General features: G+C 52.7%; 8 protein-coding genes. 5 read left to right on the plus strand and 3 right to left on the minus strand.

The window, feature by feature from the left end:
* Window positions 1–413: 413 nt before the first annotated feature.
* From glyQ to LZ463_RS09325, 4 genes are all read left to right on the plus strand, one after another.
* Window positions 414–1,361 carry a glycine--tRNA ligase subunit alpha gene (glyQ, locus tag LZ463_RS09310; protein WP_241455349.1) on the plus strand — a complete coding sequence of 316 codons (948 nt, stop codon included), beginning with the start codon at window positions 414–416 and terminating at the stop codon, window positions 1,359–1,361.
* Window positions 1,362–1,431: 70 nt separating this feature from the next.
* Window positions 1,432–3,516: a glycine--tRNA ligase subunit beta gene (glyS, locus tag LZ463_RS09315; protein WP_241455350.1), complete on the plus strand. Its 2,085-nt coding sequence runs from the start codon at window positions 1,432–1,434 to the stop codon at window positions 3,514–3,516.
* A 52-nt stretch (window positions 3,517–3,568) separates the two neighbouring features.
* Window positions 3,569–4,132, plus strand: coding sequence for a D-glycero-beta-D-manno-heptose 1,7-bisphosphate 7-phosphatase (gene gmhB / locus LZ463_RS09320; RefSeq protein ID WP_241455351.1), 564 nt, complete (start codon window positions 3,569–3,571; stop codon window positions 4,130–4,132).
* A 32-nt stretch (window positions 4,133–4,164) separates the two neighbouring features.
* A complete protein-coding gene (locus tag LZ463_RS09325) occupies window positions 4,165–4,920 on the plus strand; it encodes a lysophospholipid acyltransferase family protein (protein WP_241455352.1) in 756 nt (251 codons plus the stop codon).
* Between the two features lie 81 nt (window positions 4,921–5,001).
* On the opposite strand, the gene LZ463_RS09330 is transcribed toward LZ463_RS09325, so the two are convergent.
* Complete coding sequence (locus tag LZ463_RS09330) at window positions 5,002–6,621, minus strand: MutS-related protein (RefSeq protein ID WP_241455353.1); 1,620 nt, start codon at window positions 6,619–6,621, stop codon at window positions 5,002–5,004.
* A gap of 303 nt (window positions 6,622–6,924) precedes the next feature.
* Between LZ463_RS09330 and LZ463_RS09335 the strand changes: the two genes are divergently transcribed.
* A complete protein-coding gene (locus LZ463_RS09335; RefSeq protein WP_241455354.1) occupies window positions 6,925–7,863 on the plus strand; it encodes a M48 family metallopeptidase in 939 nt (312 codons plus the stop codon).
* A gap of 142 nt (window positions 7,864–8,005) precedes the next feature.
* Here LZ463_RS09335 and LZ463_RS09340 read toward each other — a convergent pair whose 3' ends face one another.
* A complete protein-coding gene (locus LZ463_RS09340; protein WP_241455355.1) occupies window positions 8,006–8,869 on the minus strand; it encodes a FecR family protein in 864 nt (287 codons plus the stop codon).
* On the minus strand, window positions 8,838–15,137 hold the full coding sequence (locus LZ463_RS09345) for a beta strand repeat-containing protein (protein ID WP_241455356.1): 6,300 nt from the start codon (window positions 15,135–15,137) through the stop codon (window positions 8,838–8,840). The genes LZ463_RS09340 and LZ463_RS09345 overlap by 32 nt, the downstream gene beginning before the upstream one ends.
* Between the last annotated feature and the right edge of the window lie 11 nt (window positions 15,138–15,148).

Here is a 15,148-nt window from a genome sequence, read left to right on the forward strand (position 1 = left end):
CGCTGTTTTTATTTGGCAAGTGGATTTTTATACCCCGTAGCCACATGAATTGCAACAAAAACCGCCAGGAATGGCACTCCCCTTTACCCATATGGTCACCGAAAAAGAAAGCAGTTTAATCATTTTTGCAACGTCGGACTCATAAACTGGCTAATTGATTAATGAATAGAGCAACTAGTCTGCATCAGGAAGTACCCTGAAGTAGTTGGCCTTTTTATCGTTTAGCCATGGATTATTCCTGAGTCCCTGTGCCTCTGTGCTGAGATGTCCTGCTTTCTTGCTTGAATTACCCATGAAAATTAACAAAACAACATCAAGCAAATTCGCCTATCCTGCGCAAAAGCCGTTAAAATCTAAGGTTTGGCAAACTTTATTCATCGCTTCTTCAAGAAGTGACAAAGGCAGATAGCACGATGCTCACATTTCAACAGATTATCCTGACATTACAAGACTACTGGGACAAACAAGGTTGCGCCCTGTTGCAACCTTACGATATGGAAGTGGGCGCGGGTACTTCGCACACTGGCACTTTCTTGCGCGCTATCGGGCCAGAACCATGGCGTGCGGCCTATGTACAACCATCACGCCGCCCCAAGGATGGCCGTTATGGCGAAAACCCGAACCGTCTGCAACACTATTATCAATATCAGGTGGTGTTGAAGCCTGCGCCAGAAAATATCCTCGACCTCTACCTTGGCTCTTTGAAAGCCCTGGGTCTGGATTTGCAACAAAACGACATACGTTTTGTGGAAGATGACTGGGAAAACCCTACCCTGGGTGCCTGGGGCCTGGGCTGGGAAGTCTGGCTCAATGGTATGGAAGTTACGCAATTCACTTACTTCCAGCAAGTCGGCGGCCTGGATTGCAAGCCTATCCTCGGCGAAATCACTTATGGCCTGGAACGCCTGGCCATGTATCTGCAAGGTGTAGACAATATCTATGACCTGGTATGGACAGAGCATGTAGAAAACGGCAAGACCGTGCGCCTGTCTTATGGCGATGTCTTCCATCAAAATGAAGTTGAGCAATCAACGTTCAGTTTTGAATATTCAAATACGGATTTCCTGTTTTCTTTGTTCACAAACTACGAAGCAGAAGCCAAACGCCTGCTGGAAGTGACAGAAAAATCCCTGGCTCTGCCAGCCTATGAAATGATATTGAAAGCTGCGCATACTTTCAACTTGCTGGATGCGCGTGGCGCCATCTCCGTGACTGAGCGTGCTGCCTACATAGGCCGCATACGCAATCTGTCGCGTGCCGTGGCTGCGGCCTACTATGCATCGCGTGAAGCATTAGGCTTCCCCATGTGCGCTGCGGATGACAAGCACAAGCCTGCTCCTGCTGCAGTGACTACTGCATAAGCTTACAGCATAGCCCCGAGAACATCATTAAACAGATTCTGGCACAGCGCCAGAACGTAGGATAAGAAACATGAGCCAAACACTGTTAGTAGAATTATTTACCGAAGAGCTGCCACCCAAGGCACTGGCCAAACTGGGTGAAGCATTTAGTGCCGGTATCGTCGCTGGTTTGAAGTCACGCGATTTCCTCGAAGCTGAATCTGTGGCGACCAGCTATGCCTCACCACGCCGCCTGGCTGTCAGTATCACCAGTGTACGTGCCACTTCCCCGGACAAGCTGATGCGCGAAAAAGTCTTGCCTGTCTCCGTAGCACTGGATGCAGCAGGTAATGCGACAGCACCATTGGGTAAAAAACTGGCGGCACTGGGCTTCCCTAACTTGCAGGTCAGTGACCTGGAACGTGCTGTTGATGGCAAGGCTGAAAGCTTCTTTTACAGCTATACCGCCGCAGGCACAGCCCTGGCACCGGCAGTGCAGACTTCGCTGGAAGAAACCATAGGCAAACTGCCTATCCCCAAGGTCATGAGCTATCAGCGCCCTGATGGCGAGACTGTGCATTTCGTGCGCCCTGTGCATAAAATCATCGCCCTGCATGGCGCTGACATTATTCCATTATCCCTGCTGGGTCTGGAAAGTGGCCGCACTACCGGAGGCCACCGCTTCCTGTCTGGCGGTGAAGTCAGTATAGCCAAAGCAGAAGACTATGCCGCCAGCCTGAAAACCGAAGGCAAGGTGATTGCCAGCTTCAATGACCGCAAGGAACAGATACGCACAGCCCTGCTGGCCAAAGCTGGTGCAGACCAGGTGCTGATGCCTGAATCCCTGCTGGACGAAGTGACTTCGCTGGTCGAATGGCCGGTCGTCTATGAATGCAATTTCGAACAGGAGTTTCTGGCCGTACCCCAGGAATGCCTGATCCTGACTATGCAGACAAACCAAAAGTATTTTGCCCTGACCGACGCCAGCGGCAAATTGCGTTCACGCTTTTTGATCGTCTCCAACCTCGAAACCAGCGACCCGCAACATATCATCACTGGTAATGAGCGCGTCGTGCGCCCACGCCTGTCAGATGCCAAGTTCTTCTTTGAGCAAGACAAGAAAAAGACCCTGGAGTCCCGCCTGCCGCTGCTGGCGAACGTGGTCTACCACAACAAACTGGGCAGCCAGGCAGAGCGCACGCAACGCGTCAAAACCCTGGCAGGCCAGATTGCTGCCAGCCTGAATGGTGATGTCGCCCTGACTGAACGTGCCGCCCTGCTGGCCAAGACTGATCTGCTGACCGACATGGTTGGTGAATTCCCTGAACTGCAAGGCATTATGGGTACTTACTATGCCCAGCATGATGGCGAGCACGCAGATGTGGCTGCTGCCGCGTCTGAACACTATCAACCACGTTTCGCTGGTGATGCCCTGCCTGCGACACTGACAGGTACTGCCGTAGCACTGGCTGACAAACTGGAAACCCTGGTTGGCATCTGGGGCATAGGCTTGCAACCTACCGGTGACCGTGACCCGTTTGCGCTGCGCCGCCATGCCCTGGGCATCTTGCGCATGCTGGTGGAAAAACGCTTGCCGCTGTCGCTGGATACCTTGCTGGCACAAGCGGTTGCGCTGTTTGCCGGTAATGCCAATTTCACTGACCCGACAGGCGACGTATTGAACTTCCTGTTTGACCGTCTGCGTGGTCAATTGCGTGACCGTGGTTTTTCACAAAATGAAGTCGAAGCTGTGGTTGCCCAACAACCAGACACACTGGATAACATCGTTGAACGCCTGCAAGCTGTACAAGCCTTTGCCGCCCTGCCAGAATCAGAAGCACTGGCTGCTGCCAACAAGCGTATTACCAATATCCTCAAAAAAGCCGAGGGTACGCCAGGTGCAGTCCAGCCGGCCCTGTTGCAGGAAGCTGCCGAGCAGGCACTGGCCAAGGCCATGGCTGATGTCAAACCAGAAGTGGATGCCGCTTTTGCCAGAGGTGATTTCACCAGTGCCTTGAAAACACTGGCCGCCCTGCGTGCAGCGGTAGACAGTTTCTTCAATGATGTCATGGTGAATGCTGAAGACCTGGCCTTGCGCAATAACCGCCTGGCTTTGCTTGCCAGCCTGCACGGCATGATGAATCAGGTGGCTGATATTTCCAAGCTGGCGGCCTGAGACAGCGTTTAAAGAATATTGAGACACGATGGCAAATTCAACAGGATTGCAGATGAAACTCATCATCCTTGACCGCGACGGCGTCATCAACCAGGATTCGGACGACTTTATCAAGTCGCCTGAAGAATGGAAGCCGATACCGGGCTCACTGCAAGCCATAGCCCGTCTTAATCAGGCGGGCTATACAGTGGTGGTCGCCACCAACCAGTCGGGCATAGGTCGCAAGCTGTTCGATATGGCAACGCTGAACGCCATTCATCAAAAAATGCATACGACAGCACAACAGGTCGGCGCCACCATCGATGCGATCTTCTTTTGCCCGCACATGGCAGACGACAATTGTGATTGCCGCAAACCCAAGCCCGGCATGCTGCAAGAAATTGCCCGTCGTTATGACACCAATCTCAAGGGTGTACATTGTGTTGGCGATTCACTGCGTGACTTGCAGGCTGGTTTTGTTCTGGGCTGCAAGCCGCATCTGGTGCTGACGGGCAAAGGCAGCAAAGCCCAGGAAAAAGGTGGCCTGCCACCTGGCACTCAAGTCCATGCCGACCTGGCTGCCATGGTGAACCAACTGGTTGAAAACTCACCATCAGAATTTAATATCGCAATCTGAGCTGGCTCAGCATCGCTACAACTGGAGACTACATGCTTAGCATCACCCGTTTCATACGTTCACTGATTTTCCTGCTGGTGATGGCGATAGTCACTGTCATCTGGGCGCCGATCAGCATGCTGTTTGCATTTTTGCCGTATAACCAGCGTTACTACATCACGGCGCGCTGGAATGTTTTCATTATCTGGGCCGCAAAAGTGATTTGCGGCATACGTTATCAAACCAAGGGCTTTGAAAACTTCCCTGACGGCCCTGCTATCTTGCTGGCCAAGCATCAGTCAGCATGGGAAACCATCTTCCTGTTGATGGCAACTCCGCGCCCACTGGTCTTCGTCTTCAAAAAAGAAATTACCTACATCCCCTTCTTTGGATGGGCGATTTCCATGCTGCGCATGATCCCTATCGACCGCAGCAAGGGCAAGGATGCCTTTGCCCACGTTGTCACTCAGGGCCGCAAGCGCCTGGCTGATGGACAGTGGATCATCATGTTCCCCGAAGGTACACGTATTGCCGTTGGCAAAAAAGGTCAGTATAAAGGCGGCGGTGCCCGTCTGGCAGTAGAAACCAACACCCCGGTCGTACCTATCGCACTGAACTCAGGCGAATGCTGGCCGAAGAATTCTTTCACAAAATTGCCAGGCACAGTCACCGTATCAGTTGGCAAACCAATACCGCCCAATGGCATGAATGCAGTGGAACTGATGGCTGAAGTGGAAAAATGGATAGAAGCTGAAATGCGTGTCATTTCTCCTCATGCCTACGCTGGAGAAAACAAGCTTCAGTCCTGAAGCCCTTTCATCTCTGGACAGTTGCCATCACATCCCGTCGTGGCAACTGTATCCGGGTAACGATTCAAGTGATGCTTCAAGTCACGATTCAAGCTCAAGTATTTGTCCAGACTTGTCAGGGTGCGCGAGGTAACTGCTCAGCCATTCGAACACACGCCTCGCCTTGTTCTCTATCTCGCCTCCCAACCCCTGGGAAGCAAGCAGCTTGATGCCATTGGTATGCGCCAGCACTCCATCCTGCAATTGTAAAAAATCTTTCCCCGGATGTCCGGCAACAACACACATGGGCGTCAGTTGTTGCTCCAGCAGGCTGGCAAGGACAAGGTTATGGGAAGACACGATCACCAGATTTGATCTGGACAGGCTATGCAGCACGGCAGCAGCGGCCGAGATGGACTCCATGTGATTAGTGCCGCGAAAGACTTCATCGATAATGAACAAGGCGGCTTGCCCCTTTTCAGCCACGCTGAGCAACTCCCTGGCACGTCTCAATTCTGTCAGATATAAACTCTCCCCGCCCAGCAAGGAATCTTCACTTTGCATGCTTGAATAAACTGTCAGCACAGGAACGGCGGCCGTGGCGGCATAGCAAAAACCAAAAGCTTTGGCGACAATCAGGTTAAGGCCCACAGTACGCAAGAGCGTGCTTTTACCCACGCCGTTCTGACCTGAAATAAAGGCCCCCTTGTCGATTAACTCAATGGACAGGGGCTGCATCTGCTCCAGCAGCGGATGTGTGAGCTGCTGAAAATTCAGTTGCGTCGCAGCAGTCTGCTCTGTCCAGCAATACTGTGGCACTGTCTGCAAATGCCTTACCAGAGCCAGGTCGGCGTCAAGGTTTGCCAGCAACAGATAAAGCTGTTTGAGACATTCCTGACTGTCCCTGACGAGGAGGCTGGTCTTGAAATAATATTTGATATTGTCCAGCATGACCCAGTCTGCATATTCACGAAAACCAGGTATCGAGATAAATATTGAGCGATTACTGCCCCGAATTATTTTCTTTACCTGCTGACGATTGATAGCGCTCGCCGTGTCACCTGTCGTAGCATCCCATAGCTGTTGTTCATCAAGTAAATGAAAACTGTGCAGCATATACCTGATAGCACGCATTTTTTTGTCCCATCCGGCTACCTCAGCTTGAAAATGCATTTGCAAGAATAACAAACCACCCCAGGCCAGGATAACGGCAGTCCAGACATAAGCATTTGAGGGTAATAACACAGCCAGTGATATCATCAGGATCATGAAGATCGGCGCCAGCCAGATCATCTTGAACCACTTCGGCGGTACCGGTATATGGCTGGCAAAAAGCTGTTCGCTGAGCTCACTCTCGACCTCACGCAAGGGTTGACAATGCGTGATAACCTGCGCCAGCGCCGGATGCTCAGACAAGGCGGTCAATCGCTGCTTCTGATGCGCCCCCTGATACCCCTCGCGCAGACGTTTATACAATATTTGCCGACCAAAAATACTGGTTCCGGCCGCCAGTGTGTCTGCATATTCGTCGACCAGCATGTCAGCCGTAGTCTGCTCATCAATGGCAACAATATCAGCACAGGCTGTATGCTGATACAACAGGGTGGCGTCACTGCGTGCAAATGGATAATCCAGGGGCTTTTTATCAAAGATGCCCAGCCATCTCAATAATTTACCGGTCAGGATGTGTCGGTATTTTTGCAGCAATGTCAGTATGGACATACAGGCCCGGTAGTTAATGAATGGATACAGGAAATGGATAGAAGCCGGTGACTGGAAATAACACGCCATCAGCAATCGTCTTCATCTGTCGCCACAACGATATGTGTGCGATAACAAAAAAAGCAAATTCATTCCATAATTGCCATGTTTTTTTAATGGAGATTGATTTTTCCGCATAAAAACACGAACCCTTAAAAATAGGTCAAACTAAGGGGAGTAAGGACTTTTATTGCAGGACAAATGCCTGCAAAAGATGAGCCCTTTAAAATCTGTATTATTGAATCAGGATCACCCCAATCTGAAATGAAACCGCGCATTCCATCATCAATAGGCAAGGCAATACAAATGGCCTTGCAGCTGGATTTATTCAGTGATTTTCTGGTGCCGGACAAATTGCGTCCCACCTCACCAGGTGCACCAGATTCACCGGGCGCTGCAAAGCGTGAAATACCAGTCATGGATAAACCCGGGCAGACCGGGGCTGTGCCGCAGCCACCGTCGACCTATGTCAACACCAGCAACAAACGCAGAATCCTGATCCAGGATTATTTGCTCGAATATGACCTGCAACGTTCCAAACGCCGCAGCATAGGTTTTTTGATCAGTGAAGATGGCCTGCGCATCACTGCGCCGCGCTGGGTGACAATAGCAGATATAGAAACTGCCATACAGGAAAAGCAGGCCTGGATCCTGCGCAAGCTGACTGAAAGACGCGAACGCACACAGCGTCAGCTGGAACCCAGCATGCACTGGCGGGATGGCGCAAAACTGCCTTACCTTGGTGGTGAGATCACCTTGCGGATTGCACCGGCTTCTGTCAGCGGCACCCATTTTGAAGCTGACCGTGCTGAACTGGTCATCAGCCTGCCTGTCGACGCCGGTGAACAACAATTGAAAGACCGTGTACAGGCCTGGTTGCAGCAGGAGGCAAAACGTATATTCAATGAGCGCCTGCCAGTATTTGCGGAAAAACTCAATGTACGCTACCAGAGCATGAGTCTGTCATCGGCAAGTACCCGCTGGGGGTCGTGTACTTCGCAAGGCAGGATCAGGCTGAACTGGCGCCTGATTCATTTCTCGCCGATGATCATTGATTATGTGGTCGCACACGAACTTGCCCACTTGCGCGAAATGAATCACAGCCCACGCTTCTGGGCGACGGTGCAGTCCGTCTTCCCTGACTTTGAAACTGCACGCCATACCCTGCGCCAGCACGCGAGTTCTGACTTGCCGGCTTTTTAAATTGAATACGAATGGCCGTACAAGCTATCCAAACCAAGCTATAGAAACCGGTCCATCCATACAATAAATACCCTGCAAGAAAACATTCAGCAGGCTCGTTTTAACACAGAGTCATCCAAATTAAATTGTCCCCAGTTGTCAATCAACGTACCTCGCAAATCAGGCTGCCCGCCTTATTGTCGCTATTGGTATTGTCCTGACTGACATTGACCGGGAAACCCCTTGGCGGATTAAACTGCATGCCAGGATTGTTCGGCAGAATGATGGGGGGCCGGTTAAAGCTGATAGCAAAACCAAACTGTCCCGTGGTGACATCAAGCAGGCCGGCATTGTTTTTCATGAAGATGGTGCCATCAAGAACCTGTACATACAAACCTGGCGCACGCCCCTGCCCTGCCCCCGGGGTTTCATCCGCAGCCAATTGCAGAGCCTGTATCGGTGCGATCGATGTACCGGCATCAGTATGGATGCTGCTATTGGCGACGGGGACTTTATCCAGCGCCGCCACCGTCGCCAGGTTGTAGGCTGCCAGACTGTTTTCCGGTGGCACGTATTCCGCGATGAAGGTGGTACCACGTATGCCTATCGACGCCGTAGGTGTATTCAAGCCAAAACGTTCTTTATTGCGCTTGCCCAGCAAACCGGTGACAGCACGCAAGCCCCCCTTGATCAGGGTCATGGTGAAACCGTCGTTATTGGGTTTGTCTTCTTCAAATGAAAACTGGTCTATCTTGATCTGGCTATTGGGTCTCAAGACAATTTCACTATTGTCGGCAAACTTGATGCGGGCATACGTATCTTTTTCTGCAATCAGGGTATCCCCCTGCTCTACATTCGATTGCAGCGCCAATACCTTGACCGCACCGTCGGCTTTTTTGGCGATCAACGGTCCGCTCAGATGCGTCACTGTTCCCGCAACCTGTGCAGCAGCGGCGAGCGCGCAGCTCAGGCACAGGGCAACAAGAAAGACGAACTTAATTGCAATAGAGTTTTTTATCACTGACATTTTTTAATACTCCGTTGTCCCTGCTGCCGGCAAAACTGCTTTTTTGCTCAAACCTGGTTTCCCTGCCCGAATCACTGGCTCCGCTCTCGAAGAAATGATCGGGATTGCTGAGTGAATTCGTCATCGACAGCGTGGAGCTGATGAAGTTGTTCAGGGCAAAATTGATCGTATTGTTCAAGACATTGCCAGTCCTCAGATCGCCTATAGGCAATACCAGGGTACAACCCAACAGGCCAGGATTGGCTGCACACTGTGCCTGCGTAGGCAGGATGGCAGCGCATCCGTTCAGGGCCGGATTGGCCGCGCAACTGGCCAGCGTAGGTAAGACTACACTGCAACCAGGGGTGGCAGGGCTGGCGACACAAGTAGCGATGCTGGGTAGTATGGCGCTACAGCCAGCTGCAAATGGTGAAGCAATACAGGTGGCCAAAGTAGGCAATACAGCCGAGCATCCGGGCAAAGCAGGATTGGCCACACAGGCGGTCAAGCCTGGCAGGACTGCACTGCAACCTGCCGCGGACGGTGTCGCCGTACATGTTGCCAAAGTCGGCAAGACTACATTACATCCGGCCTGTGCCGGGTTGGCAGTGCAACTGGCCAGACTTGGCAATACTGCGCTGCATCCGGGTGTAGTCGGCGCTGCAGTACAGGTGGCCAGACCAGGCAAGACAACACTGCAACCTGGCAATCCGGGATTGGCAATACAACTGCTCAGGCCTGGCAACACGACATTGCAACCTGGCAGGTTGGGTGTCGCTGTACAGGCTGTCAGTGTCGGCAAGACTGCACTGCAACCAGCCAGTGTCGGTGTTGCTATGCAAGTCGCTATACCAGGCAACACTGCAGTACAGCCTGGCAGGCCAGGGTTGGCAACACAGGCGGCAAGTGTAGGCAGGATGGAACTGCAACCTGGCAAATTAGGATTGGCCGTACAGTTTGCCAGTGTTGGCAGTACCGCACTACACCCCGGCAGACTGGAGTTGGCCTGGCAAGCAGCCAGGGTAGGCAGCACACTGCTGCAACCAGCCAGGTTAGGACTGGCAGTACAGGCTGCCAAAGTCGGCAGAACCACACTACAGCCTGACAGATTAGGGTTAGCCTGACATGCAGCCAGGGTTGGCAGTACACTGCTGCAACCGACCAGGGCAGGATTGGCTATACAGGCAGTTAATGTGGGCAGGACCGCGCTGCAACCGGACAAAGCTGGGTTGGCCTGGCAAGCGGCTAGGCTTGGCAAGACACTGCTGCAACCAGCCAGTGAAGGGTTACTGATACAGGCACTCAATGTCGGCAAAACAGCACTGCAACCTGCCAGGCTTGGCGTTGCAGTACATGCGGCCAGCGTCGGCAGGACAGCACTACAGCCAGCCAGACTGCTATTGCTGATACAGGCAGACAGTGTGGGCAGGACAGCGCTGCAACCTGGCAATGTCGGGGTGGCCGTGCAAGTGGCAATACTTGGCAACACTGCCGAGCAACCGGCAATGTTTGGTGAAACCAGGCACGCTGCCAATGCCGGCAGGACCACGCTGCAGCCTGCCGTAGAAGGGCTGGCGGTACATTGTGTCAGGCTAGGCAGTACCACGCTGCAACCGACCTGGCTGGAATTGCTGATGCAGGAATTCAGGCTGGGCAATACCGAGCTGCATCCAGGTATGGCAGGATTGACCAGGCATGAAGACAAACTGGGCAGGACAGCACTGCAACCGGCCAGATTGGGGTTAGCCTGGCAGGCAGATGCGCTGGGCAAGACATAGCTACAATTAAAAAGACCAGGATTGGCTAAACAGGCACTCAGACTGGGCAACACTACACTGCAACCAGACAACGTAGGTGAAGCCTGGCAAGCAGCGATGCTGGGCAGGACGACGCTGCAACCTGCCAGTTCCGGATTGGACATGCATGACGCCAGGCTTGGCAATACAGAACTGCAGCCCGCCAGGGACGGATTGGCAATACATTGCGACAGCGTTGGCAAACTGACAGAAGCATTCAGGAACTCTTGCTTGGTTACAGGGCCAGTCCCTACCGAGCTGGGGTTGGCAATGACAATTGAGTCCCCTGCCTTGAGCAGTATATTACCCGTGGTATTTACCACACCGGTAGAGCTTATCGTCAGCTTGTCAGCAGTACTGCCAGTTGCGCCAGCTTCCAGTGTGATATTGCCGCCGTTTGCGCTGGCAACCGTACCATTCACCGTCAACGGGCTATGTGCGACCAGACTGATGTTGCCAGCCTTGCTGCGCACTGAATCAGTACTGTCGAGGGTAATGGCGCCGGTATTATCGATCAGTATGTTACCCGTACTGCCGGCACTGCTTTGCTGCACATTGCGGATATTCAACGCACCGGTGTTCTTGATATTGATATCTGTATTTGAACCTGTATTATTGGCCAGCAACACAGGCACAGCGGTTTTAAGACCAGTTCCGTTGCCTATGCCGCCGCTGGCTGTTGCATCAAGCGCCCCACCGCTCAGCACGCTGCCGCCGGACTGGCTGATGGCCCCATTGGGTGCTGACAGGGTAGTGGTAGCCGTGCCGGAATTGACATTGGCCCCCAGAGCGATATTGCCGCTATTGGCAGTCAGGTACAAGTTACCTGCAGTAGCAATACCAGAGAGGCTATAGGTACTGGAACCATTACCTCCGCTCAAAGTCGTGACATTGATACCCTGACCATTTACCAGACTCAGACCAGCATTAGTTTTGGCAGCCAGATTGCTGATCATGTTCGTACCATTGAGGGTAACGCTGCTACCGGCAACGATACCCAGATCCTGCACCGTGATAGGGTTGACCTGCGTAATATCACTACCTGTCAACAAACCTATGCGTGTTGTTGTCAGATGCTTGATATCAGTAATTGCACTGGTATTGGTATCCGTGATGCCAACTACAGATATGGGGCCGGATGCATTGCCCGCATCTCCGCTGCCTATCGCAATATTGGCTGCACTGACCTTGTACAGATTGGTCACACTGAGGCAAGGTGAAGAAGTACAGGTACCTGAGCCTATCGTAATAGCCCGCCCAGAGGTAAATGGGCGTATGCCAACATCTCCCGCAGTGACACCGCCCGGTCCGCCCAGCGAAAGCTGGTCGGCAATGAAGCCCACCTTGCCGGTACCTGCATTGACATTGTCAGAGACCGTCAGCGTGCCAGTACCAGAACTGACCGTCACCGACTGGTTATTGGTCGTAATACCAGTGATAGCAGCGAGATTTGAGATATTGAGATTGCCCGAACTATAAATATTCAGACTGCCGGTACCGAGACCGGAAGGATTGAGGTCAGCGGCCAGCGAACTGAAACTGTTGCCCGTATTAGCCAGATTGACCGCCCCCTTGGTCTGCAAGGCCAGACCACCTGTCGTGATTGGGTTGCTTGCGGCCTGACTGATACCGGATACGGAATCAGATATGAGCTTGACACTTGATGGCGCATTGATGCCGCTGTATCCATCAACCGTAGAAATATTAATAGGATTGCTTGAACGATAAAAGAAACTGCCTGTGCTGGCGGAGCCGGAGATGACACCAATGAAGTTTGCTTCAGTCAGGCTGACACTGTAACCTCGCGCCTGCACGGCACTGGCACCATCTATGGTGGCCCCTGCTTGCTGCGTGATGGTATTGCCAGAATTCAGGGTCAGTGAAGTATTGATATTCTGCAGAGCCCCACCAGAACCGGAACCCATGGCACCTTTGATATCTATGGCGCCGCCAGCCATTGAACCTATCTTCAAGCGCGTCGCCGTAATGCGGTTCAATTCAGCAGCAGATAATTCCAGTGTGCTGGCTGTCAGATTGGTCGCCACTGTCGCCAAGTGTATGCTGCTCCCCCCTGCATTCGGCTGCAATATCACAGAACCTGAGCCCGCATTGACATTACCAAGCAAATCCATCTTGTCAGACTGTAGGGAAACATTTGCGCCAGAACTGTTGATCTGTGCACCAGACGCTGTACTGGTCAGGGCATCAGCATCAGAGGCGGACAGGCTGACCGTACCGCCCGTGCTGACAATATTACCGCCTGCAAACTGATTGATGCCGCCTGCACCATTCACTGAAATCAGCCCGTTATTGGTAATAACGGGTGCATTGAGTTCAACGGCAAAAGTTGTCGGTGAACTCAAGTATATCGCCTGGCCTGCGGTCTGTTGTTTAATGCCGTAACCGGTAGCACCGACGTCACCAACGACAAGATTGGCGCCGCTACTGGTAATGCGAATATCGCCACTACCGGTATTCAAGGCATTCACTTTTGCCGCCTTGACTACCATATTGTCGGTGGGATTGGTACCATGCAGACCAGTGGCGGCAATCAGCTTCAGGTCGTTGGCATAAATAATTGTTCCGTTGAGCTGGGTTACGTCAGTACCCGCAGTGATCGTGACATTCGCATTCGCCGCAGAGTTGCCGCGTGCATCGACACCACCAGAACCGAGACTGACAAAACCACTACTATTAATAGTAATGTTGCCGCCAGCCCCAGTCGTCCCTGGTGTCGTCAACAGAGTTTTGGTTGTAGTATTACCGCTGGAGTTCAAACTGATCGTCCCGCCATTTGTGGTCAGCTTCGCAACCGAAATATCGGCGGCCTGCGGCGACACGGCTGACCCGGCCTGCAGGCTGATGCTGCCGGTACCGGCAGTCTTGAATTCAAGATTGGGGTCAGCTCCCGTCAGATTGATGCCCCGTGTGGCACTGATATCAGTAGAAGCATTGCGGGTTCGCAGCGTGAGGTTTGAATTGGCAGGAAGATTGATCACACTGCCAAAGAAGGTGCCACTGGTGTCAATATAATTGCTTGCTTCCAGGATGATGTTAGTACCTGGCGTCAGTCCCTGAAGCTCAGACTGGTATACGGTCGTTGGACTGCCATCAGCAAAATTGATCGTGCCTATCGCTGATCCCTGGAAGGTACTGGTACCATCTGAAGCACCATCACCAGTGCCGCCAGCGATGGTGATTGATGCAGGGTCAAGTAATAGAGTACCGTTCTTGCCGCGCGGAGAACTGACATTTACTTTGGCATGAAAATCCAGAGTCTGCTTACCGGAGGTTTCGACAAAGCCGCCATTGCCCCCCTGTACACCGCCGCGTGCAGAAATACTGCCATTTACCCGTGTCAACTCATCCGACCAGACGATGACCTTGCCACCATCTCCTGCGGACAAGGCGTCAGCACTGATTTTCGCATCAATCGCCACAAAGGCACGTTTGGCATTCATCACACCAGGGTTGTCGCCGTGATAGTCGCCGCCTAGCAGTACCTGACCACCGCCCGTATTGCCGCTGGCATCCACCTCGGCATTACCGGCCAGTGCTACACGCTGCCCGAGTATCTGGATGTCACCGCCCTTGCCTGCCGAAGTCGCCGAGGTGCGGCTGCCGCTGTCAAGTATTGTATCCTGGCTGGCCTTGAAGTAAATTTTTCCATTTGCGCCAACAACAGCGCTATCAGCACTGACCAGACCACGCTGGCTGATCAGTGCGCCATAAATACCGATTCTGCCTCCTTGCGATATCACCTGCCCCAGGTTGACAATCTGGTTATTGTCGGCACTGACAACCACATGCACATCGGGATTGGCAGAGTCAACCAGTTTGACCGAGCGCCCGGCCGCCAGCAATACCTCACCATTTGGCGAAGTGATGATGCCGTTGTTTTCTACATCAGGTGCAATCAGATAAACATGGCCACCGGCATTCGTCGTGATGGCGCCCTGGTTTGTCACCTTGCCAGCTTGTGCACCCGCTTCAAAATTCAGCTTGCCGGCCTTGAAGTCGGCATCGCTCATGCCCAGGCTGGATACAGTCAGGCCATTGACATCAACCTGCGCTCCTTTTCCAAACAGCACCCCATTGGGATTGATCAGAAACACCCGGCCATTCGATTGCAGGGCGCCCAGTATCTGGGACGGATTCTGTCCAGTGACACGATTAAGCACCGCACTGTTTGCATTCTCTTGTATGAAGCGCGTTATCTCACCGCTGTCGATGGAAAAATCCTGCCAGTTGATGATGGCGCCCGGTGTATTGGTGATCGTGAACAGGTTGCCATTCTTGTTGAATATCACCTTGCCATTAACGACCTGCGGGCCAACCGGATTGGCCATCGCCCCAGACAACACAAAACAGCTGGCCAGCAGCACAGGTAACAACCTGGGCGTCATGGGGATTAGGCGTGATAACAAGCCAGGTTTCAGGTTCGGGCACAATGCAGATTCAGTGTGGGCGAACAGATTGATTTCTTTCCTCATGCTCTTCCTCA

The organism is Undibacterium paludis, assembly GCF_022568815.1.
In the GTDB taxonomy this organism is placed as follows: Bacteria; Pseudomonadota; Gammaproteobacteria; order Burkholderiales; family Burkholderiaceae_D; genus Undibacterium.